The 23,566-nt window shown below is 50.9% G+C and carries 13 protein-coding genes, 1 tRNA gene and 3 rRNA genes; 2 read left to right on the top strand and 15 right to left on the bottom strand.

Annotated elements, in window-relative coordinates; all coding sequences use genetic code 11:
* Positions 1-7 precede the first annotated feature (7 nt).
* The 9 genes from NST08_RS26530 to NST08_RS26570 form a co-directional block, all read right to left on the bottom strand.
* Positions 8-967 carry a carbohydrate ABC transporter permease gene (locus NST08_RS26530; RefSeq protein WP_034274210.1) on the bottom strand — a complete coding sequence of 320 codons (960 nt, stop codon included), beginning with the start codon at positions 965-967 and terminating at the stop codon, positions 8-10.
* Entirely contained in the window at positions 957-3,920 is a 2,964-nt protein-coding gene (locus NST08_RS26535; protein WP_144872411.1) for an extracellular solute-binding protein, read from the bottom strand. The genes NST08_RS26530 and NST08_RS26535 overlap by 11 nt, the downstream gene beginning before the upstream one ends.
* Before the next feature lie 32 nt (positions 3,921-3,952).
* The gene (locus NST08_RS26540) at positions 3,953-5,377 is read right to left on the bottom strand and encodes an extracellular solute-binding protein (protein ID WP_341342442.1); all 1,425 of its coding nucleotides are present in this window, start codon (positions 5,375-5,377) and stop codon (positions 3,953-3,955) included.
* A 117-nt stretch (positions 5,378-5,494) separates the two neighbouring features.
* Complete coding sequence (locus NST08_RS26545; RefSeq protein ID WP_144872414.1) at positions 5,495-6,487, bottom strand: LacI family DNA-binding transcriptional regulator; 993 nt, start codon at positions 6,485-6,487, stop codon at positions 5,495-5,497.
* A 364-nt stretch (positions 6,488-6,851) separates the two neighbouring features.
* Positions 6,852-7,598 carry a hypothetical protein gene (locus NST08_RS26550; RefSeq protein ID WP_144872417.1) on the bottom strand — a complete coding sequence of 249 codons (747 nt, stop codon included), beginning with the start codon at positions 7,596-7,598 and terminating at the stop codon, positions 6,852-6,854.
* 1 nt (position 7,599) lies between these two features.
* Positions 7,600-8,298 (bottom strand): ATP-binding cassette domain-containing protein, encoded by a 699-nt coding sequence (locus tag NST08_RS26555; protein ID WP_144872420.1) that lies wholly within the window; start codon positions 8,296-8,298, stop codon positions 7,600-7,602.
* Positions 8,299-8,323: 25 nt separating this feature from the next.
* Positions 8,324-8,689 (bottom strand): GntR family transcriptional regulator, encoded by a 366-nt coding sequence (locus tag NST08_RS26560; protein ID WP_007132620.1) that lies wholly within the window; start codon positions 8,687-8,689, stop codon positions 8,324-8,326.
* Between the two features lie 51 nt (positions 8,690-8,740).
* The gene (locus tag NST08_RS26565) at positions 8,741-9,496 is read right to left on the bottom strand and encodes an ABC transporter permease (RefSeq protein WP_341342443.1); all 756 of its coding nucleotides are present in this window, start codon (positions 9,494-9,496) and stop codon (positions 8,741-8,743) included.
* Positions 9,489-10,430 (bottom strand): ABC transporter ATP-binding protein, encoded by a 942-nt coding sequence (locus tag NST08_RS26570; RefSeq protein ID WP_341342444.1) that lies wholly within the window; start codon positions 10,428-10,430, stop codon positions 9,489-9,491. The genes NST08_RS26565 and NST08_RS26570 overlap by 8 nt, the downstream gene beginning before the upstream one ends.
* Before the next feature lie 268 nt (positions 10,431-10,698).
* On the opposite strand from NST08_RS26570, the gene NST08_RS26575 reads away from it, so the two are divergent.
* A complete protein-coding gene (locus NST08_RS26575; protein ID WP_007132623.1) occupies positions 10,699-10,938 on the top strand; it encodes a hypothetical protein in 240 nt (79 codons plus the stop codon).
* Positions 10,939-11,114: 176 nt separating this feature from the next.
* Here the strand turns inward: NST08_RS26575 and rrf are convergent.
* The 4 genes from rrf to NST08_RS26595 all read right to left on the bottom strand — a co-directional run bounded on the left by rrf (position 11,115) and on the right by NST08_RS26595 (position 16,367).
* Positions 11,115-11,231 (bottom strand): 5S ribosomal RNA (gene rrf, locus NST08_RS26580).
* Positions 11,232-11,335: 104 nt separating this feature from the next.
* Positions 11,336-14,383, bottom strand: a 23S ribosomal RNA gene (locus tag NST08_RS26585).
* 232 nt (positions 14,384-14,615) lie between these two features.
* Positions 14,616-14,691, bottom strand: a tRNA-Ala gene (locus tag NST08_RS26590).
* 122 nt (positions 14,692-14,813) lie between these two features.
* Positions 14,814-16,367: ribosomal RNA gene (locus tag NST08_RS26595) — 16S ribosomal RNA — on the bottom strand.
* Together the 16S, 23S and 5S rRNA genes with 1 tRNA gene alongside form the textbook arrangement of a ribosomal RNA operon.
* Positions 16,368-16,853: 486 nt before the next feature.
* On the opposite strand from NST08_RS26595, the gene NST08_RS26600 reads away from it, so the two are divergent.
* Positions 16,854-18,110 carry an MFS transporter gene (locus tag NST08_RS26600; protein ID WP_028405499.1) on the top strand — a complete coding sequence of 419 codons (1,257 nt, stop codon included), beginning with the start codon at positions 16,854-16,856 and terminating at the stop codon, positions 18,108-18,110.
* A 256-nt stretch (positions 18,111-18,366) separates the two neighbouring features.
* Here NST08_RS26600 and NST08_RS26605 read toward each other — a convergent pair whose 3' ends face one another.
* Together NST08_RS26605 and NST08_RS26610 are read right to left on the bottom strand one after the other, a co-directional pair.
* A complete protein-coding gene (locus NST08_RS26605; protein ID WP_028405498.1) occupies positions 18,367-18,561 on the bottom strand; it encodes a hypothetical protein in 195 nt (64 codons plus the stop codon).
* 138 nt (positions 18,562-18,699) lie between these two features.
* A complete protein-coding gene (locus NST08_RS26610) occupies positions 18,700-23,268 on the bottom strand; it encodes a S8 family serine peptidase (protein WP_341342445.1) in 4,569 nt (1,522 codons plus the stop codon).
* Positions 23,269-23,566: the final 298 nt, after the last annotated feature.

Genomic DNA, 23,566 nt, shown 5'->3' on the forward strand with positions numbered 1-23,566 from the left:
TTCCCTCCTACTCTTTCTCGGCGAACATTTTCCATACGAACTTCGAGCAAAGCCAAATAACCAGGAGAAGAACGGTGGAAATGGCCGAAGCATAACCCATCTCGTAGCGGATGAAGCCGTAATCCTCAATGTGATTGACGATCAACTGTCCGGCATATGACGGCGTCGGGTTCGTACCCGACAGCTGAACCCCGATGAGCCCTGCTTGAAATGTGTTAACGACCGCCATGACGGCACCGAATAGCATTTGCGGTTTCATGGACGGAATCGTAATATGAACGATTTCTTGAAAGCGGTTCGATATCCCGTCGATATATCCTGCTTCATACATCTCCGAATTGATGTTCAAGACGCCTGCAAGCATCGCCAAAAACCCGATGCCCATACTGCTCCAAATCGTGACGACCATCATGATCGGCAGCAAATACTCGGGCGATTGAAGCCATTGGATCGGCTGCGTGATGAAGCCGTTGCGAATCAGCAGGCTGTTAATATAGCCCGTCGGGTCTCCGCTGAATATCGTCTTCCATACGACCGCCATCGCGACGCCCATCGTAAGGGAAGGCGAATAGATGAGCAAGGCGAGCACCGTTCTCGGACCGCGCTGAATTTGCGCCAGCATCCAAGCGAGAAGGAACGATAAAATATACGAGATCGGGCCGACGATGAGCGAAAACTTCAAGGTGTTCGGCAAGACGTACTGCATGAACACGCTGTCTCTCATAAATAGATCAATATAATTTTTGAGCCCCATAAACTTCGGCATTTGAATCGCGTTAAAGCTTGTGAAGGAGAGCCCGACCGCAAATATGACGGGAAGCACGATAAAGATAAAAAAAAGCAATAGATAGGGAGCGAGGAAAAGGTAGGCGGAGCCTTCCTTTTCTCTCCATTTCTTAAATTTGCTGCGGGTTTGTGGCGTCCCGTCGATTCGCGGCAGCGCTGCTGTTTCGGACTTAGTTTCCATCTCTTCCTCTCACCCAACTTTCTACATCCTCGATTGTTGCGATACGGTAAGGAGCGACAACCTTGCCCTGTTTCATATATCCGAACTCTTCCATCTTTCTTGCCGTTTCCTTGTCGATCTCGTTCACTGCGTCTTCCACGGCCGAACGGATATTTTCCCCGTCGAATACAACCTTGGTCCAAATATTGCTCAATTCGCGTTCGATTAAATAGGCGCTCGGCGACTTAGGCACTTCCTTGAGCCATTTCCACTGCTCCAGAACGACCTGTTTGTCTTCCTCCGGCCAATACAGCTGGGAGAAGGCTTCGTTATTGGCGGTATTCCACAAATATTCTTTGCCGTACAACGTTTGCAGCTGGTTAGCAAAGTGCACCTGCGTCTCCGTTGAAATCCACCATTTTAATAATTGCCAGGCTTCGTCGGGGTGCTTGGTGCTCTTAAAGATCATCGACACTTGCGCCGAGCCCGGCTCCCATCGTTCCGTCACCCCGTTGCGCGTAATCCCCGGCGCCGGAGCGATTTTCCACGAGCCTTTCAGCTCGGGAGCCGCCACTTGCATTTGGATATACGTAGCGAAATTGCTGACGCCCAGAGGCATTTTTCCGGAACGGAAGTGCTCATAGAATACGGGCACCTGCATCTGCAAACCATACAGCTTGAACAAATTCGTCATCAGCTCTATGCCTTTCAGCGACTCCTTGCTGTCGATTCCCGTCTCAAAAGCGTCCTTTCCGAATATATCCCCGCCCGCTTGATAAATGAAAGGCGCGGTAGCCATGAACGGCTTCATTCCCGTCGCGCCGGCGATCGGCGAATAGAAATTCATGCCATACCGCTGCAGCTCCGGCATGATTTCGATGACGTCGTCCCATGTATCCGGCACAGGAATGTTGAGCGAATCCAATATATCCTTCCGATAAAACAGTACGTAAAAATCTTGCGTTTCAGGAACACCGTATACTTCGTCATTCACGATGAGCGGCAGCAGCGCCCCGGGCGAGAACGGTTCGATCACTTGGCCGAAGTCGTCAAATTGCTTTAGATCGAGCGCTGCGCCCCGGAAGCCCAAATCGAATGGGATATTGTTGCTGATACCGAGAGCCAGGTCCGGGGCGATGCCGGATGAGGCGGCAAGCGTAAGCCGCTGCTCGTTAGGCAATGTCGAGAAATTCACCTTGATGCCCGTCTTCGGCGTAAACTGTTCGTCCACCATCCGCTGCAGGAGCTCCATATAGTTTCTAGGCCGGTTCATCCAGACGTTCAACGTTATTCCATCGTCGTTGTCCTGCCGTTTCGGCGACCGGAACGTATGGAAGAACTGCTTTGTGCCTTCATATACGGAGTTGATCCAGGAGGCTTTATGCTCCGGATAAGAAGCGCCTTTGTTCGAAATGTACAATTGGTCTACCGTTAGCGGCTGCATTTCGAAATCGGTGATCGCATTCGACAAGTTCTGCGTCACGGAACCGGCCCCGCCGTTCAGCTCATTCAGCTTACGCGGAATTTGGTTCGGCTCGGCCGCCAGCTTCTCCAGGCTGCCCACCGCCATCTTCATTGCAGTCAGGCCCTTGGAGCTGTCTACGCCGCCGTTCAGCATGACCACCTTCTCATACTCTTGGCTAAGCGCCTTCGCTATATCAATTAAATCTCCCTGAATAGTCGGAAAGTGCTCCGTAATCTCCCACTCCCGATTCTGATCCACGTCGTTGCCCACTAATTTGCGGATTTCCAATGTCAGATCGTTGGTCTGTTTAATGGATTGCTGCAGCAATTGCATCACATCGTAATACGGGCTCGCATCCGCCATAATCCCGATTCGATGCGTTCCTTTGCTTAAGTAAAACAGATAAGGGCCTTCAGCTCCTTGCAGCACTTCGGTCTTCCATGAAGTCGAATACTCGAAAGGATAATGCTTCGCTTCCTCGAAGGGAATATGCCCGTTGATCGTAAAGGTCCGGAACACTCGGGAATTCGGTTTGTCCTCTTGCTTATATTTAACGCCGATTTGGTACAGGCCGTCCTGTTCCACATGGATGTCGTAATAAACCGTTTGGCCCGATATATCCCATGTTTTTCCGCCAAGCGTGTTGAGCAGCAGCAGGTTCGTCGCATAAGGGCTTACTCCCAAGTTTCTGCTTGGCAGCGGGTTGATCGTCGTATCGTTTTTGAAATCGGGCTTTTCCGCTTCCTTCACAATCATTGCCGACTTCGCTTCTGTCTTATCGATGTGCTGGGCGGCATATTGCGCATACGACGGCAATGCAGCCGGAGCTGAAACGGTAATGCTGCCGTTTAACAATTCTCCGTTCATCAATGTAAATTTAATGATGTTTTTCCCTTTGTTCAGCTTGATCTTGATCGGCTCCGGATTCATCCGGTTCGGATCCGCGAATTCAATCGTCTGCCACTCGTCCGCCCGCACCTGCGTCGGCATCACTTCGTTCCCGTAGCGGTCCTTCGGAAAAGTATCCGTGTTGCTTTTCCACAGCGGCGGGAGAACAAATCGATTGGCTTCCAGAGCAGGGGATTTACCGTTTACTTGAATGCTGTACTCCGTAGATTGCAATCCTTCGGCAAGAATAAAATAATCGAATGACAGGGTATACTCGCCTTCCTTCGGAACTTCAATTTCGGCTGCGAAGGAGTCGCCCTTCTTCAGGTGAATCGCGCCGTCATCGTAACCGTAGGCAGCCTCTCTGGCAAGAATCGGTAAGTTGGAATCGGCTATAAAACGGGATGGGGCGATCCTGAAGGATCCCCCGTCGGCCGGACTCATTCCTTCTTTCTCCCTTTGATCCAGAGAGGCAGAACTGCGGTTATTGACCATATTGGAATTGGAATTGGAATCGGCATCACCATTCCCTCTGCTAATAAAGCCGCTGATGCCTGAGATCATGATGATTCCAATCAAGATCAAGCTGAAGGTGATCTTGGCTCCTCTACGCCTTAACATGGATTCTACCTCCTCTGGCCACCGGTCGTAGGTTACTGCGTCAAAGCGGAGATTGCGTCGGCTGCTGCCTTGTATTCATCGTTCGCAAGCTTATTGATTTGTTCCGCGTAATCTTCGATCTTCGTACCTCCCTTAATGCTGTCAAGAATCAAATCGCCGAGGTTGGCGTTTTCCTTGTCGCCGACTTTGACGCCGGTTGGCGCTTCCCATCTGGATCTAACAACGCCCGGAATGAACTTGACGCCCTCCAAAATCGCATTGTCGATGTTATCGTAAGCCTCCTTCAATCCCTCATAGCCGCCGTTAGCGAAATATTGATCAAGGATGCTTTGGTCCGTCGTCATCGGCAGGGATGTATACGAACCGTCCGTGTTCAGCTCCATACGCTTCAAAATGCCATCTTTGCCGAACGTCATATATTTAGCGAATTTGTATGCTTCTTGTTGGTGCTCGGTGCTCTTCGAAATACCGATGAAATCGCCGATCAAAATAAATTTGCCGCCAGGGATGCCGATAAACTTGGATTTGAAGTTCAGATTGCTGAAATCCTTTGTTGCCCATGTGCCTTCCCACCGGACTGCAACCTTTCCTTGATTCCACACGTCGCCGTGCCAGGTGGCATTGTACTTCGCTTTTTCGTCTTCGGACAGGCTGTCGAACGTGTATTTGCCCTGCATAATCTCCTTCGCCTTGTTCACGCCTTCAATAAACACCGGGTCGTTCAAGTGATACTGCTGTCCGTCCCATGTGAACCAGCCGAGCTTCGAATTCACGGAGGCCGGGTACCAGTCCGGAATTTGGACCGCTTCGGACAATCCAAGAACGTCTTCCGAAGGATTGTTCAGCGTTTTTACCGCGTTCAGGAACTCATCCCAAGTCGGAGAATAGTTCAGCTCCGGCAGGTTAGCTTGCTCAAACAAGTCCTGATTGATGAAGTAACCCTGGAAGAACATCCCCGCAGGAACTGCGTAGATTCCGCTGCCGTAATGCGTGGCGTTCTCGAGCGCTTTCGGAATGTTTGCCCACTCCGGATCGGATGCAGCGATGTCGTTAAGGTTGAGCAGCCATTCGTTCGTCAAGCCGAACGGAATGTTCGGAAGCATCATGACGTCGGGCAATTTGCCCGCAGCCGCTGCAGCCGCCAGGGAATCGCCGTATTTCGAATAGTCGAACGATTCGTCCAGCTGGATATCGATGTTCGGATGAGCCTCTTCGAACGCCGCGATCATTTTTCTTTCAATGTTGTTTTCGGCTTCGGTGCCGAGGTTCCAATTCACATAATTGATCACAATCTTCTCGCCCGAGCCGACATTTGCATCATCGCCAGGCTTATTCGTTTGTTCCTGGTTCTGCCCTTGGTTCGGCTCCGTTGCGTTGTCGGTCTTGCTCGACGAACAACCGCTTAACAGTGCGACCAGCAGCGTAAGAATAAGAGCGAATACAACGGTTTTCTTCATACTGATCCCTCTCTTTTGATTATTGTTGTTTATTTTCCATCGCCTTCCGTGAAAAGCGTACGGCGCTCAAACCAGGTCTGGATAATGGCAACGCTTTCACTTTAATTTTGCGAAGGCCTAGTAGCGAAGCTTGCAGGATCTTCGCACGACCAGCTCCGTCGACAGTACATACTCATGCTCAAGCTCGAGCCCTTCCAATAGCTGCACAATCAGGTGGGCAGCTAGCGAGCCGATCTCGTACTTGGGCTGACGGATTGTCGTAAGCGGCGGGTTCATGTGCTCGGCGAGGAAAATATCGTCGAAGCCGACGATCGAAATATCGTCGGGAACCCGGATACCGGCCTCTTGGAAAGCTTTAATGCCGCCTGCCGCCATCTCGTCGTTCGCATAAAAAATCGCGTCCGGGAGCTGGCGCTGGCCGATCAGCAATTTTGTTGCCATATAGCCGCCATCGATCGTAAATCTTCCGTTGATATTCAAGTTGGATGTGCATTCGAGATTGTAATCGCTTAAAGCTTGCAAATACCCTTTGTAACGCAGCTTGTGATCATAGGAATTGCTTGAACTGCTGATGTACGCGATTTGCTTGCAGCCGTTCTTGATCAGCAGCTCCGTCGCCATATAGCCGCCTTTCTCGTTATCGACAAGAACATTGTAGATATAATCGCCCTTGAGGTACCGGTCAAGCACGACAATCGGGAAGCCTTTGCGTGCGGATTGCAAAATCGCTTCGTCATGGAGATTGTGTTCCGAGATGATGACGCCGTCTACGCGCTTCTCTCTCAGAAATTTAATCGCGGTCGATTCGTTGCCGCCGAACGAACTGCAGGCAATAAGGTCGTAACCGTTCTCGAGCGCGACTTCCTGCACCCCTCGGATCAACTCCGAATAATACGGACCGGACATGTCGCTTAAAATCAGCGCAATCGTCTTCGTGCTGCTCCGCTTTAGGTCAGTTGCCAAACCGTTCTTTTGATAATTCAGCTGTTTGGCCGCTTCGATAACCTTCGCTCTTGTCGCTTCGCTGATCTTGCTGCTGCCGTTGATCGCGTAAGATGCAGTCGACAAGGACACCCCCGCCGCTTTGGCTACATCCTTCATAGTTGCCATTCACGTAACTCCTTCTCTTCTCTCAAACTTATATTTATCAGTTGAAACGTTTCACTTACCGATATCATAATGGAGAAAAATGACATCGTCAAGATTTTTTTGTAACCGCTTTAATATATTTTTGATTAAGTTCGTATTCTTGCATAAATGCTTGTATACCAAGGGTTATTCGAGGTCCCTCAAACAATTCCTTGATTTTTTATGGTGGTGAACAACAGGTGAAATTTAAGTGAAACGAATCGTATGTTAACCACTATCTCCGACACCTGCCTCGGAGTTTGGGCGCCGACATTGATCCCCAGCCCCAAAAAAAAGAGGAAACTGCCGTGACGACAGTTTCCCAAAGGTTAAGCTTTATGATTCGTTACACTTCAACTTTACGATCTATCAGATATGCGGTTGCATAGACGATCAACGCTGCTATGACGAGTTCAAACGCAAGTCCGCCCCAGGCGAACAGGTACTCCCCTGGCGATATGTTCACGCTGGTTTCGTTCCCGAACTGAATCGTAGCTGCAGGCCCGATCCACAGATCCTCCGTTCCGAAGAGCAGATGATTCATCAAACCGAGCAGGTAATGCAGCACGAAGAATACCAGGATGCCGATCCAGACGCTGCCTTTTTTCGTAACGCTCCTCGACACGGTAATCGCGAAGAAGATCGTAATCATTAAGAAGATGAACTGCCATGCAGCCAATAAAGCGTTCGCCACATAATACCATATCGGCAATTCGGATAGATGGAGAGCTTCCCATGGCAAACCGGACATTCTCCAATATAGCCATGCATGGGCAAGCATCAAAATAGACAGCACCAGCAGCGTTGCGCACGCCAGGAACAGGGATGACGCAATGCTCCACACCGAGCGGACGGGAAGCAGTCTGCGGTGATATGCTTTAATGTTGCTGGCGAAGTTCTTGCAGGTAACTACGAGCAGCAGCACGCTTGCGGAGCCGTAGGCAAGCATACTTAGGATCATCATCACCCCCGGTTCCCAGTGCCTTATCGATCCGGTTACCGTGATGACAACCTGCACAATCAGCAGCACCGCGAGGGCGCCCAGGAGCGTCGTCGCATTTCTCTTCCAGTCGTACTTCAGCAATCTCATCATGTTATGCATACACCTCTTTAAACATCTCATCTATGCTCTTGCCATGTTTAATTCGGATGTTCTCCACCTCGTCATGCATGACGATCTCTCCGTCCCGAATAAAGATGACTTCATCAAATATCCGCTCGATATCGCTGACCAAATGCGTGGATATGATGATGCTGCTGTCCTCATTGTAGAATTTGACGATGGCGTCCAAAATTTTGCCTCGGGCTACGGGGTCGACCCCGCCGATCGGCTCGTCAAGCATATACAGCTTGGCATTTCGGGATAGTGCCAGCGTCAATTGCAGCCGCTCGTTCATCCCCTTGGAGAGGGTGCTTACCCGGTCCTCCGGGTTCAGCTTCATGAATTCCAGCATGCTGCGTGCTTTATCGGGGTCAAAGTCTGCATAGAAATCCCGGAAGTATTCAATCGCATCCGATACCTTCATCCAGCCTTCGGTCAACGAGCGGTCCGGCATAAAGGAGACCTCCGCTTTCGTCTTAAGGCCGACCGGCATGCCCGCGATTTCCATGGTTCCCTTCGAAGGCTGCATCAGGCCAGCGGCGATTTTCATGAAGGTGCTCTTTCCGCTTCCGTTCGTACCCAGCAGTCCGATGATTTTACCGCTGCCGATGCTTAAGGATACGTCGTGCAGCGCCTTACGCCCTCCGCCATAAACTTTGCTTATATTTCGGGCTTGCAGCAGATTCTCCATGTTCGCTCCACCTCACTTGTATTCATTAAGGTTCTTTCACGGCATCTTCAACGATGCTGACGATGTCCTGATCCTTAAAGCCCAGCTCCTGCATGCCGCGAATGAACCGCTCCAGCAGCTCGCCGGCCATTTCTTTCTTAATGGTCATAATTTTCGATTCCTCGCTTGTCACATACCGGCCCAATCCCCGCCGCGTCTCCACAATACCCTCACGCTCCAATTCTTGAAAAGTTCGCTGCACCGTGTTCGGATTGATCTGGAGCTCGGCTGCGAGCTCCCGCACTGATGGAATTTTATCTCCAGGCTGAAGATTGCCGATAATGATCTGTTTCTTCAGATAGGTCATGATTTGCAAATAGATCGGCAGATTATTGTCAAATTCAATACTCACTGTCCGGTAACTCCTTTCCGCCGCTCATCTCGGTCTTCTTGGCTTTCTCTATTAAGCGACATCCCGTTTTTTAAACGTAACAAAGCCTGCTCCGAGAAACAAGAGAAGATAGGCAACGAGCACAGTAATGGAAAATGCTAAGCTCATGCCAGGGACCGGCGAGGACCCGCCTCCGCTGTACATGGACAAATCCACATTCAGGAACAGCAGATACTTCGACCAGCTGTAACGTGCGAGCAGTTGAACCACCATGCTCTCCACAATGACCGAAAACATGCCGATACCGATGGCAGCTCCCGACGACCGGGTTAGGATGCCTACCATAAACGTCAGGGTTACGTAGACAACCGTGTAAACGAGATTGTACAGGGACCCCTGCAGGACATCATTAAGCGTAGCCGAGCCGTTCTCCATGCCGAAGGAAATCTGACCAGTTAGCACTGACACAGCTAGCATAAACGCTACAAGGGTTACTACATAAATCAGAATGGCCGTATATTTCGAAGCCAAAATTTTGGTCCGGCTTTGTGCGCGGATCAGCAGCAGCTTGATCGTTCCCATGCTGTGCTCCTTCGCCACCGTCCCTGCGGTTACGACGACCGCAAGCAGCGTCAGCATTTGGCCCATCCCTCTGGTGGAGACGGCCATCTCCGCAAATCCGTAGCCGTTGTCTCCACCGGAGAAGTTATACAGCATCACGGCAACGAGAATGACAGCGCCTGCCAGCAGCAGATAAGGCAAAAAGAAGCTGCGTTTCTTGAACATTTTGAGCCATTCGTTCCATACTAGGTTTCCAAAGCTACGCAATGCGGTTTCCTCCCGTCCATTTCAAGAATTCATCCTCGAGCGATGACTTGTGCTCCTCAACCCGATAAATGCGCACCCGCGCGTTACACAGTGCGGATATCAGATCGGGAATATCCTCTTCCTTCAATCGAACAGTCAAAGCTCCTTCATCCGGGATCGAACCGATCCGAGTCAGACCATCCAGTCTCGAGGCAGTCTGTTCGGCGAGTTCAAGATCATTGACGCGAAGCGTTACGGTAGACAGCTCTTCGTTCTCCCCGGCCTGGCCGATCGCTCGCTCCGTCACGAGTTTCCCCTCCTGAATGACAACGACACGGCTGCACATCAGTTCCATCTCGGACAGCAGGTGACTGGATACAAGAATCGCAATTCCTTCCTCGCGGGCAATTCGCTTCAGATAATCACGCATTTCGCGGATCCCTGCCGGGTCCAGACCGTTTGTGGGTTCATCCAGAATCAATATCGAGGGGTTGTGCAGAAGAGCCTGAGCGATGCCTAATCGCTGGCGCATCCCGAGGGAATAGGCACTGACCTTCTTGTGAATCGCATCCTGAAGCCCGACCAGCTTGACGATCTCCATAATTCTTGTGATGCTTACGCCGTCAGACATACGCTGGTATTGTCTCAGATTGTCATAGCCGCTCATATACGGATAAAATTCAGGATTCTCGATAATGCCTCCGATATGACGAATCGCCTTCACAAAGTCTCCCTTAATACTATGCCCTTGCACCAGCACGTCCCCGCGGGACATCTCAATCAGACCGACAATCATCCGGATCGTTGTTGTCTTACCGGCGCCGTTAGGACCGAGCAAGCCTACGATTTCTCCGTGATGTATATCAAAGGTAAGGCCATCTACAATATTTCGACGACCGATCGTCTTGGTAACTCCGTTTACGGATAGAACGGGAGTTGTATTCGTTCCGACCATGGTTCCACTCCTCTTTTGTATCAGTGTTATAGTTGAATAGTACACTAAGATATTGGTATTGTAAAGCCCCGATAAGAAAAAATGAAAAGAATTGAATTCGAAATGGCGGAAAGCAAGCTAGGAGGCATAGGTGTCACCTTAAGGCTATCTATTTTAGTTGGAGTGGGATACCGCAGGAGTGATATTTACAGGTCCACCTTCTGGACCAGCTGGATTGGCATGAAACATTATACATACCCAGGCAAATGGCATGAAGGGTGTCAAGATCGTGGAAATCGTTCCAGGCGCGTCCGCAGACGGCATTCTTGAGGTAGGCGATATCATTATAAGCACCGATAATAAGCAAATTCGGCAATATGATGAGTTAGAGGGAATCGTAACGGCCGTGCAGCCTGGCGAAGAAATACACTGGCGTTTATTAGAGACGGTCAACAGCAACAAGCAACACTTACCGTACTCCCCTACGGTCAGCGAAAGCCGGTTGGCAATCCTCACTAGAGCGGAGTAGGAACATTAATCCTTGCAGGATACTTTCGGGGGCGAGTTGAGCTTCACGCCCCTTAAAGCTCAACCCTGAGTTCTTCTTAAGAGGCGCCGGTAAACGATTTACTATATAAAATATTAATGACATACATATTTAAAAGGCCGTCATCGATTGCTCGATAACGGCCTTTATGGTTGTTCGCTTGGCGGCGTCCTACTCTCCCGGGACCCTTCGGTCCAAGTACCATCGGCGCTGGAAGGCTTAACGGTCGTGTTCGGTATGGGAACGCGTGGAACCCTTCCGCCATCGCCACCAAACGATTCAAGGTGGTTTGATCACCTGAAAACTAGATACGAAACGTCTTTGCGTCTTACTGAAAAATCTTTATGCTTCCGTAGCGAGCTTTACTTCGTAAAGCTTGTAGGATAAGCCCTCGACCGATTAGTATTGGTCAGCTCCATGCATTGCTGCACTTCCACCTCCAACCTATCTACCTCGTCGTCTTCAAGGGGTCTTACATACTGGGAAATCTCATCTTGAGGGGGGCTTCACGCTTAGATGCTTTCAGCGCTTATCCCGTCCGCACATAGCTACCCAGCCGTGCTCCTGGCGGAACAACTGGTGCACCAGCGGTACGTCCATCCCGGTCCTCTCGTACTAAGGACAGCTCCTCTCAAATTTCCTACGCCCACGACAGATAGGGACCGAACTGTCTCACGACGTTCTGAACCCAGCTCGCGTACCGCTTTAATGGGCGAACAGCCCAACCCTTGGGACCTACTTCAGCCCCAGGATGCGATGAGCCGACATCGAGGTGCCAAACCTCCCCGTCGATGTGGACTCTTGGGGGAGATAAGCCTGTTATCCCCAGGGTAGCTTTTATCCGTTGAGCGATGGCCCTTCCATGCGGTACCACCGGATCACTAAGCCCGACTTTCGTCCCTGCTCGACTTGTAGGTCTCGCAGTCAAGCTCCCTTATGCCTTTGCACTCTTCGAATGATTTCCAACCATTCTGAGGGAACCTTGGGGCGCCTCCGTTACTCTTTAGGAGGCGACCGCCCCAGTCAAACTGCCCGCCTGACACTGTCCCCGTACCGGATCACGGTACCAGGTTAGAACCTAGATACGATCAGGGTGGTATCCCAACGTCGCCTCCACACAAGCTGGCGCTCATGCTTCTTAGGCTCCCACCTATCCTGTACAGATCGTACCCAAATCCAATATCAAGCTGCAGTAAAGCTCCATGGGGTCTTTCCGTCTTGTCGCGGGTAACCTGCATCTTCACAGGTATTAAAATTTCACCGGATCTCTCGTTGAGACAGCGCCCAAGTCGTTACGCCATTCGTGCGGGTCAGAATTTACCTGACAAGGAATTTCGCTACCTTAGGACCGTTATAGTTACGGCCGCCGTTTACTGGGGCTTCGGTTCACAGCTTCGGGACTAATCCCTAACCGCTCCCCTTAACCTTCCAGCACCGGGCAGGCGTCAGCCCGTATACTTCGCCTTGCGGCTTCGCACAGACCTGTGTTTTTGCTAAACAGTCGCTTGGGCCTTTTCACTGCGGCCCCCTCGGGCTATTCACCCTACCGAGGCACCCCTTCTCCCGAAGTTACGGGGTCATTTTGCCGAGTTCCTTAACGAGAGTTCTTCCGCGCGCCTTAGAATTCTCTTCTCGCCTACCTGTGTCGGTTTGCGGTACGGGCACCTTCACCTGACTAGAGGCTTTTCTTGGCAGTGTGAGATCATGACCTTCGCTACTGTAATTTTCACTCCCCATCACAGCCCAGCCTTAACGATGTGCGGATTTGCCTACACATCAGCCTCACTGCTTGGACGGACATCCATCAGTCCGCGTCACTACCCTCCTGCGTCACCCCATCGTTCATAACGGTTTACGGTGGTACAGGAATTTCAACCTGTTGTCCTTCGACTACGCCTTTCGGCCTCGCCTTAGGTCCCGACTTACCCTGAGCGGACGAGCCTTCCTCAGGAAACCTTGGGCTTTCGGCGGATCAGATTCTCACTGATCTTTTCGTTACTCATACCGGCATTCTCACTTGTATGCTGTCCAGCGCTCCTTACGGTACACCTTCAACCTACATACAACGCTCCCCTACCCCTGAATCGACTTCACTCCGCCTTCGAAGTGTGTTTAACCCCTGAGAGCATTTGGTCATCCTTGATTTCATCTCAAGTCTGACAAAAATGTTCAACTCAGGCTCACTACCTCAAAGAAGCAGTGAAGTCGATTCAAGCCATAGCTTCGGTGGTGTGTTTAGCCCCGTTACATTTTCGGCGCAGAGTCACTCGACCAGTGAGCTATTACGCACTCTTTAAATGGTGGCTGCTTCTAAGCCAACATCCTGGTTGTCTGTGCAACTCCACATCCTTTCCCACTTAACACACACTTGGGGACCTTAGCTGATGGTCTGGGCTGTTTCCCTTTTGACAATGGATCTTAGCACTCACTGTCTGACTCCCGGATATAAGTCTATGGCATTCGGAGTTTGACTGAGCTTGGTAACCCTTGCGGGCCCCGCACCCAATCAGTGCTCTACCTCCACGACTCTAATTTCCGAGGCTAGCCCTAAAGCTATTTCGGGGAGAACCAGCTATCTCCGAGTTCGATTGGAATTTCTCCGCTACCCCCACCTCATCCCCGCACTTTTCAACGTACGTGGGTTCGGGCCTCCAGTGCGTGTTACCGCACCTTCACCCTGGACAGGGGTAGATCACACGGTTTCGGGTCTACGTCCACATACTAAAATCGCCCTATTCAGACTCGCTTTCGCTGCGGCTACGGCTTTTCGCCTTAACCTTGCATGGGAACGTAACTCGCCGGTTCATTCTACAAAAGGCACGCCATCACCCCTATAATGGGCTCTGACTTCTTGTAAGCACACGGTTTCAGGTTCTATTTCACTCCCCTTCCGGGGTGCTTTTCACCTTTCCCTCACGGTACTGCTTCACTATCGGTCGCTAGGGAGTATTTAGCCTTAGCAGATGGTCCTGCTGGATTCATACGGGGTTTCACGTGCCCCGCACTACTCGGGATCCGTCTCGGAGGGTTCACATTTTCGATTACAGGGCTTTTACCTTCTATGGCCGGCCTTTCCAGACCTGTTCGTCTAATCTAAACCTTTGTAACTCCATGTGAGACGTCCCACAACCCCAGAGAGCAAGCTCTCTGGTTTAGGCTGTTCCGCGTTCGCTCGCCGCTACTGACGGAATCACTCTTGTTTTCTCTTCCTCCAGGTACTTAGATGTTTCAGTTCCCTGGGTATGCCTCCTCGCATCCTATGTATTCAGATACGGGTAACTGGCTATTACACCAGCTGGGTTTCCCCATTCGGACATCCCCGGATCGAAGCTTGCTTACAGCTCCCCGAGGCAGTATCGTTGTTCGCCACGTCCTTCATCGGCTCCTAGCGCCTAGGCATCCTCCGTGTGCTCTTAGTAGCTTAACCTTGTGCTTCGATTTTGTGCTCATCGCTCTGTTGTCCGCCGGTTTCCCTGATTGAATAAATTCGTTCAGAGGTTGAAACCGACTTCCAAAGGATCGATGATCCCAAAACCTTCGCGTGCTACTTTTATTACTTGGTCTTTCAATGAAGACACAAGCAGCTAAAAGGATATTTCTAAAACGCAAATTCGTTTCGTTATCTAGTTTTCAAGGATCAATGATTGATGAAATTGATTTGGTGGAGCCAAGGGGGATCGAACCCCTGACCTCCTGCGTGCAAGGCAGGCGCTCTCCCAGCTGAGCTATAGCCCCTCAAATTCCATCAAAACTGAACAAATGAAAGCACGTCATTGTCTTTGCTTTCGCAAAGGAATCGGCGACCTTGCGGCCAGCCATATTTGAATGTCTTCGTTGCAGAAGACGATTCTCCATAGAAAGGAGGTGATCCAGCCGCACCTTCCGATACGGCTACCTTGTTACGACTTCACCCCAATCATCTACCCCACCTTCGGCGGCTGGCTCCCGTAAGGGTTACCCCACCGACTTCGGGTGTTGTAAACTCTCGTGGTGTGACGGGCGGTGTGTACAAGACCCGGGAACGTATTCACCGCGGCATGCTGATCCGCGATTACTAGCAATTCCGACTTCATGCAGGCGAGTTGCAGCCTGCAATCCGAACTGAGACTGGCTTTTTAGGATTGGCTCCACCTCGCGGCTTCGCTTCCCGTTGTACCAGCCATTGTAGTACGTGTGTAGCCCAAGTCATAAGGGGCATGATGATTTGACGTCATCCCCACCTTCCTCCGGTTTGTCACCGGCAGTCACCTTAGAGTGCCCACCCAAAGTGCTGGCAACTAAGATCAAGGGTTGCGCTCGTTGCGGGACTTAACCCAACATCTCACGACACGAGCTGACGACAACCATGCACCACCTGTCTCCTCTGTCCCGAAGGCCGCCTCTATCTCTAGAGGATTCAGAGGGATGTCAAGACTTGGTAAGGTTCTTCGCGTTGCTTCGAATTAAACCACATACTCCACTGCTTGTGCGGGTCCCCGTCAATTCCTTTGAGTTTCAGTCTTGCGACCGTACTCCCCAGGCGGAATGCTTAATGTGTTAACTTCGGCACCAAGGGTATCGAAACCCCTAACACCTAGCATTCATCGTTTACGGCGTGGACTACCAGGGTATCTAATCCTGTTCGCTCCCCACGCTTTCGCGCCTCAGCGTCAGTTACAGCCCAGAGAGTCGCCTTCGCCACTGGTGTTCCTCCACATATCTACGCATTTCACCGCTACACGTGGAATTCCACTCTCCTCTTCTGCACTCAAGTTCCCCAGTTTCCAGTGCGTCCCGAAGTTGAGCCTCGGGTTTAAACACCAGACTTAAAGAACCGCCTGCGCGCGCTTTACGCCCAATAATTCCGGACAACGCTTGCCCCCTACGTATTACCGCGGCTGCTGGCACGTAGTTAGCCGGGGCTTTCTTCTCAGGTACCGTCACTCTCATAGCAGTTACTCTATGAGACGTTCTTCCCTGGCAACAGAGCTTTACGATCCGAAAACCTTCATCACTCACGCGGCGTTGCTCCGTCAGGCTTTCGCCCATTGCGGAAGATTCCCTACTGCTGCCTCCCGTAGGAGTCTGGGCCGTGTCTCAGTCCCAGTGTGGCCGTTCACCCTCTCAGGTCGGCTACGCATCGTCGCCTTGGTGAGCCGTTACCTCACCAACTAGCTAATGCGCCGCAGGCCCATCCTCAAGTGACAGATTGCTCCGCCTTTCATAAACCCGCCATGCAGCGAATTTAATTATCCGGTATTAGCTACCGTTTCCGGTAGTTATCCCAGTCTTGAGGGCAGGTTGCCTACGTGTTACTCACCCGTCCGCCGCTAACTCTCAGGAATGCAAGCACTCCATCAAGTCCGCTCGACTTGCATGTATTAGGCACGCCGCCAGCGTTCGTCCTGAGCCAGGATCAAACTCTCCAATAAAGATCGTCCAAAGGACGATGAATTGAAAGAGCGATTAAGCTCATTTAGAAGCTAACGTCTTCACGTTGCTTGTGTTTCATTGACGTGTTCCATTTGTTCAGTTTTCAAGGAACTTGATGTTTCGTCTGTCGCGCCGATCAGTTCAATCAGCAGCGCAGGTTTATATCATATCAAGTTATCGACGTCATGTCAACACTTTTTTTCGACGCCGTTCGACAACCTGCAAAAGCGTTTGTCAAAAGCGACAATTAGTAATATACCACCTGGGCGAAAAATTATCAAGGCTTTTGCTCAAAAAAATCGATCCCCTTTTTATTCCATCATGTTTGCCTTCCGAACTTCGGATTTATTTGCATTTTGTTATTCGAATTCATTGATTTCCACACGAAAAGGTTTTAATGTTAGTTCATTACTGAAACGGCGCATGGTTCATGATTATGCCCACTACATAACACCACTCTATATAAGAAGAAAGGAGTTCCTTCAATGGCGGACAGAAGCGTAGCTCTCCAGAAACCCTCTGCCCCCCCAAGCCCCGTCCGTGGCGGGACTCAACAGGCGACGGTATATCGGATACTGCTTGCGATCAGCTTCGTACACTTATTTAATGATTCGATTCAATCAGTCATCCCTGCGATCTTTCCTATTTTAAAAGACAATCTATTTCTAACCTTTACGCAAATCGGCTGGATTTCCTTTGCCATCAACTTTACTTCTTCCCTTATACAGCCGGTTATCGGCTATGCCGCCGACCGCAGGCCGACACCGATTCTTCTGCCGATCGGCATGTGCTTTACGTTCGCGGGCGTGTTCCTTCTTGCGCACGCGCATACCTATTTGCTTGTCATGCTCGCCGTTATACTCATCGGCCTTGGCTCGGCAACCTTCCATCCGGAAGGAATGCGGGTCGCCCATATGGCGGCCGGTATGCGAAAGGGCTTGTCTCAATCGATCTTTCAGGTTGGGGGCAATGCCGGACAATCCCTGGCGCCGCTGCTTACGAAGTTTATTTTTGTACCCTACGGGCAAATCGGAGCGATGGCCTTCACCTTCGTCGCGGGGGCCGGCATCCTTGTCCAGAGCTATGTTGCCAAGTGGTACCACGGGATGCTGAAAGCAGGCTATACCTTCAAAAAGAGAACAGCCGGCAGAACGCTGGACCCTGCCCGCCGCAAAAGCATCTGGAACGCGACCGTCGTGCTCGTCGTCCTCGTGTTCATCCGCTCTTGGTATGGAGCAGCGATCAGCAGCTATTACGCTTTTTATTTAATGGATGCTTACCGGATATCCATTGAAAATGCGCAAATTTATATTTTTCTATTCCTGGCTTCGGGAGCCGTAGGTACCTTCTTCGGGGGGCCGCTTGCCGATCGTTACGGACGACGGAATCTGATCATCTTCTCCATGGTTGGGACAGCGCCGATTGCGCTCATCCTGCCTTTCGTGTCTTCATTCTGGGCAGGGGTGCTGCTTGTGATCAGCGGATTCGTGCTGCTATCCAGCTTCTCGGTGACCGTGGTGTACGCCCAAATGCTGCATCCGGGCAATATCGGGACGGTTTCCGGGCTGATTACCGGCTTTGCCTTCGGCATGGGCGGCATCGGCTCGCTGGTACTCGGAAATCTTGGGGACGTCTGGGGAATTGCCCATGTCATGATTGCCGTCGGCTTCCTCCCTCTGCTGGGGCTTCTTGCTCTCTTGCTGCCAAGTGACCGAACACTCGATCAATGGTCGAAGGAGTAACCGTTCCTGGCGATATCCTTATTCACTACGAATAACGGAACCATGGTTCACATGGTGGCCATTAGCTTGATCAAACGTCCAAAACGCTCGCCACTCGCATTTTTGCGAATCGGATGAGCGTTTTTTCTTTTATCTTATTAGAAGTTGTAGCTTTTGACTCGGAAGATAAACATCCTTGGATTGATGAATCCTTGGCCTATTAATGAAAAGAGGCCCCGGTGGTTACCACAGTCTCAGGATCTTGCTGCGATCTTGTTTACTTTATTTTACGGACCAGCTTAATAAACCAATAGAGAAAGATCCACGGCAAAACATAGGTCGTCAACCATTCAATGCTTTGCTGGATCCCATTGCCTTCCGTCCCCTCGGCAACGTCACCCAACACGGTAAGTAATACGAATACAGGCACGATCGCTATAACAAAATAAATGATGATCTTTTGGCTTTTCAACTTTGTCCGCCTCCCGTTATGCTCGGTCTTTCCTTTATTTGAAGCATTTATTCATTGTACTGTCAATAAAAAAAGGGCTCGGCTGCTGTCAGCCGAGTCCCTCATATATGATGACGAGCCGTTGTATCAAATCTTTGATCAGATCTTGTTCAAGTGATCCAGCAGGCGGTACACGATAACCGATACTTGCGCCCGGGTCGAAGTCTCTTCAGGTGCAAAGCGGTTTCCGTTCATCCCCTTGACGAGACCTTGTTCAACTGCAAAAGCGACGGCGGCACGCGCATCAGCCGGTATTTGATTCGTATCGCTGAAGGACAATTGGCCTCCTTCGGACTCTACCTTCAATGCGTCGGCAATCATCTTGACCATTTCCACCCGAGTCAGCGGATCCTTCGCTCCCGCTTCCTTGCTGCGGGTATCCCAATCAATGCCTGTCTCAAAGATGCGGTCCAAGAGCGTAGCGAACTCTGCATGGGTTATGGTGGTGTTCGGCGAGAAGCGCCCAGCCCCTGTGCCGTTCGTGATGTGCTGCGAGGCGGCAACTTCAATCTCATCCTTGGCCCAATGACCGCTGATGTCATTGAAGGTTACGCTGTTCTCGGCGGCAACGTAGGATGCCGGAACGTAGATCCGGAAGGTAATGGAGCCTTTCGCGGCAGAATGCAGTAAGCCGGCGGACATCATGTCTCCTGTTGCCGACTGCATGTAGGCGCCAACCTTCCGCGCATCCTTCACCTTGGTCGAATCAAAGTTTAGTGTCAGCAAAATCGAATGCTTGAACTTATCGGCGTGCTTCACCGTCACGAGCGGCGAAACCACATTCAAGCTTGCAGGATTTCCTACCTTGACGGCAGCTACCGACACCGTCAAATTGAACCCGCTAGCCGTCGTGAAATCATCCAGCGCTTCAGCAGGCACCGTCAACGCGAAGCCGTTGCCTTGAATGACCAGCGGCTTGCCGGAGGCTTTTAGCTTATCAACGGTTGCCTTATTTAAAGTAAATGCGACGTCGCTGTATTTCGTGAAGTCAAGCTTTGAAACATCCAGCTTCACTTCCTTGCCGTCTCCGGCAATGCCTGCGTTCACTGCGGCCTCAGACAATGCAGCGGTGGCGGATTCGGTGCCATCCGTATTTTTCTTCGTTGTTACTTTGGCATCGCCCGATACTTCAGGAGCCGGTGTGGATGGAGTCGTAGAACCGCCACCGGACGATGATCCGCCTCCTCCGCCGGAGCCACCGCCTGGGTTACCCGGATCCGGGTTGCCAGGACCCGGAGCACCGGTCAGCTGCAGATCAACCGTTGCCGTTCCTTCCAGACCTTGACGGTCCTTGACCGAAAGCTCTACCGTATAGTTGCCCGAGGACAGTCCATCAAGCGGAATGGTAAATGCCCCATCCTGCTCAACATCAAAGCTTCCTTCCTTGGCTACGGATTTGTTGGCTCTCTTGATCGTGTATTTGGCATCGAGCCATTCGCTTACGTCGAAGTCGATTGCCCATTCATCCCACATCGCCGGAGCAGCAGTTACATAGAGATCCTCGATTGTACCGCTTAAGGCAGGCTTATCCTTGCCTGAAAGCTGTACATCTTGTTCTGTATGGATAACCGGCGCTGCTCGTTTGACGAAGAACGGGATGGTGGAGTAATCGGAACTTACTTGCAAATTTGTACCCAAAGCTAAAAGTTCAATGGAGTATAATCCATCCTGAACTTCCACCTCTTGCTCGGTTGCATAATCGCCGTATTTTCCGTTCCAACCGATTGTAAAGGACGTGTTAGCATCAAAGTACCCCTGATTCCCGAAAATTTGGCCAATTATTCCATCACCTTCTACCCCCGCTCCTGGGTTCAGGCTGTCGTACAGATCAGCAATGACGATCTGCATCGGATTATAGAATTCGAATGAAACATTCAATTTCCCAAGATTTCCGTACTGATCCAATGGGAAATGCGGAATATATACCTCTGTATCGTTAAATACTTTGGTGTACTTAATTCCTGTAATCTCTAAATTGAAGTACGCTGCATACGGTACAGAATACGTCCGCGTTCCATTTGTCAGCGTAATATAGCCTTGCTGCTCCGAAACACCCGTAATGCCCTCCGGCACTTCCAGGGTAACGACCAGTTCCTCTTGGCCGTTCAGCGCGAAGGAGGCTTTATCTACCGTCACCGAGACGCCCGGCGTCTCAACAGTAGAATTGACTGCGACCTTAAATTCTCCCCCGTTTGCCCCCAGTTGCTCTACCCGGATTTTCTTCTGGACCTTTTTAGCTGTCGTCCCCGTAAAGTTGCCGAAACTGATGCTGCCGGTAATGTTGTCATACTCTTTGCTGGTTCCTTTCTCCTGATAAGTTGTCTTGTCGATGACCTTGACCAGCGTATCCGCTTGAATCGTCTGGAGCGCTTGTACGCGGCCTGCCCCCTGATCATTGACTTCGTACAATTCAGTGTTCAGAACCTTCGCATTGTTCATGAGCGCGACCTTAACATCAAACGGCGACCAATGGCTGTTCTTTTCCAGGATCAGAGCAGCGAGACCAGCAACGTGCGGAGACGCCATGCTCGTGCCCGTGAAGCGATCATACGCTTGGCTGTAATCCGCCTCTGGCGAATCCTTGCCGTATGCCGGTACCGTTGACAGGATGCTCGTTCCTGGTGCTACGACATCCGGTTTAATATCCAGCGTTTTCTTGGCTGGTCCTCTTGAACTCGAGGTGTACATTTCATCCCCTTCGGTTTGGGTCCGCTTGAAATCGGAGAACCGGACTTGAAGGTTCGGATGTTCACCGAGAAGTGCCTTAATCTGCTCCCCTACATCCTTGCTAGTACGGAAGGTCGGGATGAATTGGAAGCTGTCTCCAAGGTACGCTATCGGATTGGTAGCGTCATCCGTATTGTTGTATATGATAATACCGATGGCTCCTGCTGCCTTGGCACTAGCGATCTTGTCGACGAATGGAATGACGCCTCTTTGAATCAATGCGATTTTACCTTCAGCGTTTACCCCTTTGAAATCCTCAGGATAACCAAGTCCGGCATAGACCAACTCGAAATCTCCTTGAAGTACAACTTCAGGATCCTCTGCCAAATTCCAGGCCATCAAATCCATTCCATAAGTTGCTTCAACAACAGTCAACGGTCTGTTCTGCTCATCAACAGAACCGTTCCCCTCCTGTTCAAGCGGGAGTTGTCCGTCGGTCGACTCGGTTCCTTCGTCTGTTGACGGGGAGTCTACAGGAGTTCCCTGTTCCGAGTCTTGCTCAGTCGATGTACCGGTTGCTGGTACGCTTGTGTCTTCTTCCGTATGACCGGATAGGTTCGATGCCTCTCCATGGCTCTCGGCCTCCGGTTCTGACGTTCCTGCAGATGGTTCTTGTCCAAGATCGGCTTCACCTGCATCCTCTCCTTCTTCCGGAACTGGCTGTTGATCCGGCTGCGTTGCATTTCCCAGCTCTGCCGGAGGATCGCTCGGTTCCGTATTATCCGGCTGATCGATTTCAAGATCCTCTTCCGCGTAAAAATAACCGGTGGCTGCAATCTCATCACTTGGTCCCGTCGAGTTGCCTACAGTTATGGCAAATGCGGAAGTGGCCGGTGACCCGGCCGTCCAGCGGTTAGGACCGCTATTGCCGCTCGCGACAACCGGTGTTACGCCGGCCAAGGCGGCATTGTTAACCGCAACCGATGTCACATAATCCGGATCATTACGGGAATTACCCAGGGATAGGTTGATGACATCCATGCCATCCTGAACGGCGCGGTCAATGCCGCCAACCACCCAGCTGGAATAACCGCTGCCATATGGCCCAAGGACACGGTAAGCATAGATGCTCGCTCCCGGCGCAATTCCCACAACACCGAATTCGCCTGCTTCCCGTGCAGCAATCGTTCCCGCTACATGTGTTCCATGATCAGTCCAATAGGTGCTTCCATTGTCATCTACCGGAGCCGGATTGGTAGGATCGTTCTCCCAATCAAGAGGCGTTGCTTCATAAGGGTCATTGTCATTATCAACGAAGTCATATCCCCCCTTATAGGCGTCCTTCAAGTTCGGATGCTCGTAATCAATGCCGGTATCAATGACACCGACCTTGATGCCTTTCCCGGTGTATCCCAAATCCCACACGTCTGGTGCCCCGATAAAAGGACCCGTATCCTTCATGTAAGGCTTGACTTCGTCAACTTTCGGACCCGCCGTTACTTCCAGATCCGGATACACACCAAGCACACCAGGGATCTCAAGCAGTGCTTCGACTTGGCTCCCTTCGATCTCCATGGAAAGACCGTTGAATGCATAGCTATATTGATTTGAAACGTCGTGATCGATATTTTTGGAGTCAAGGTTGTCTATAAATTTCTGCTGCTGCTGTTCCACTTGGGCTTCCGCCTGTGCTTCCATCGATGACGTAAAAGATCTGCCCGACAGTGCGGAAATTCCCTTCTTTAACGCAACAGGCTCGGCCGATAATTCAACAATGACTCTGGTCGGACCTCCCGTTGATTTCCTTAGACTCTGATCGAGTTCAGGAAACTCGGCCAGCTTCGCCCGATGCTCTAACATCTGCTTCAATTGGAATGCTTCTTCGGTGCTTAACGAACTGCTAAGCTCTTGCGATCCTTCCGTAGGAGCCGCAGCTGCAGGTACGACTAGAGATAGTGCCAGTAGTAAACTTAATAGAATAGATAACCATCTTTTACTCAAAGCTTTGCTCCTCCCCGAAACATAATGTATAAAGCCATGAAACAGGGTCTTGAAACTAGCAGCAAAAACGCCTCTTTATCACCTCTTTCCATGAAAGACTGACCCGTGGTAAATTACTTCGAGATGTAAATTTTATATTCCTTCATCCTTTTCTGTATTTATTTGTTAAGTATTGTCGGAAGGATAGGAGGTTTTGGCGAAAGCTCGAATAGTAGGGTCCAGCATCATTTCCATGCCTATAAGGCTGCATGGAGTTGCCATCGTAAATCGTCCTCCAGAGATTATCGCTGCAAAAAAA

The sequence above is a fragment of the Paenibacillus sp. FSL K6-1566 genome (assembly GCF_038050475.1).
Classification (GTDB): Bacteria; Bacillota; Bacilli; order Paenibacillales; family Paenibacillaceae; genus Paenibacillus_AQ; species Paenibacillus_AQ lactis.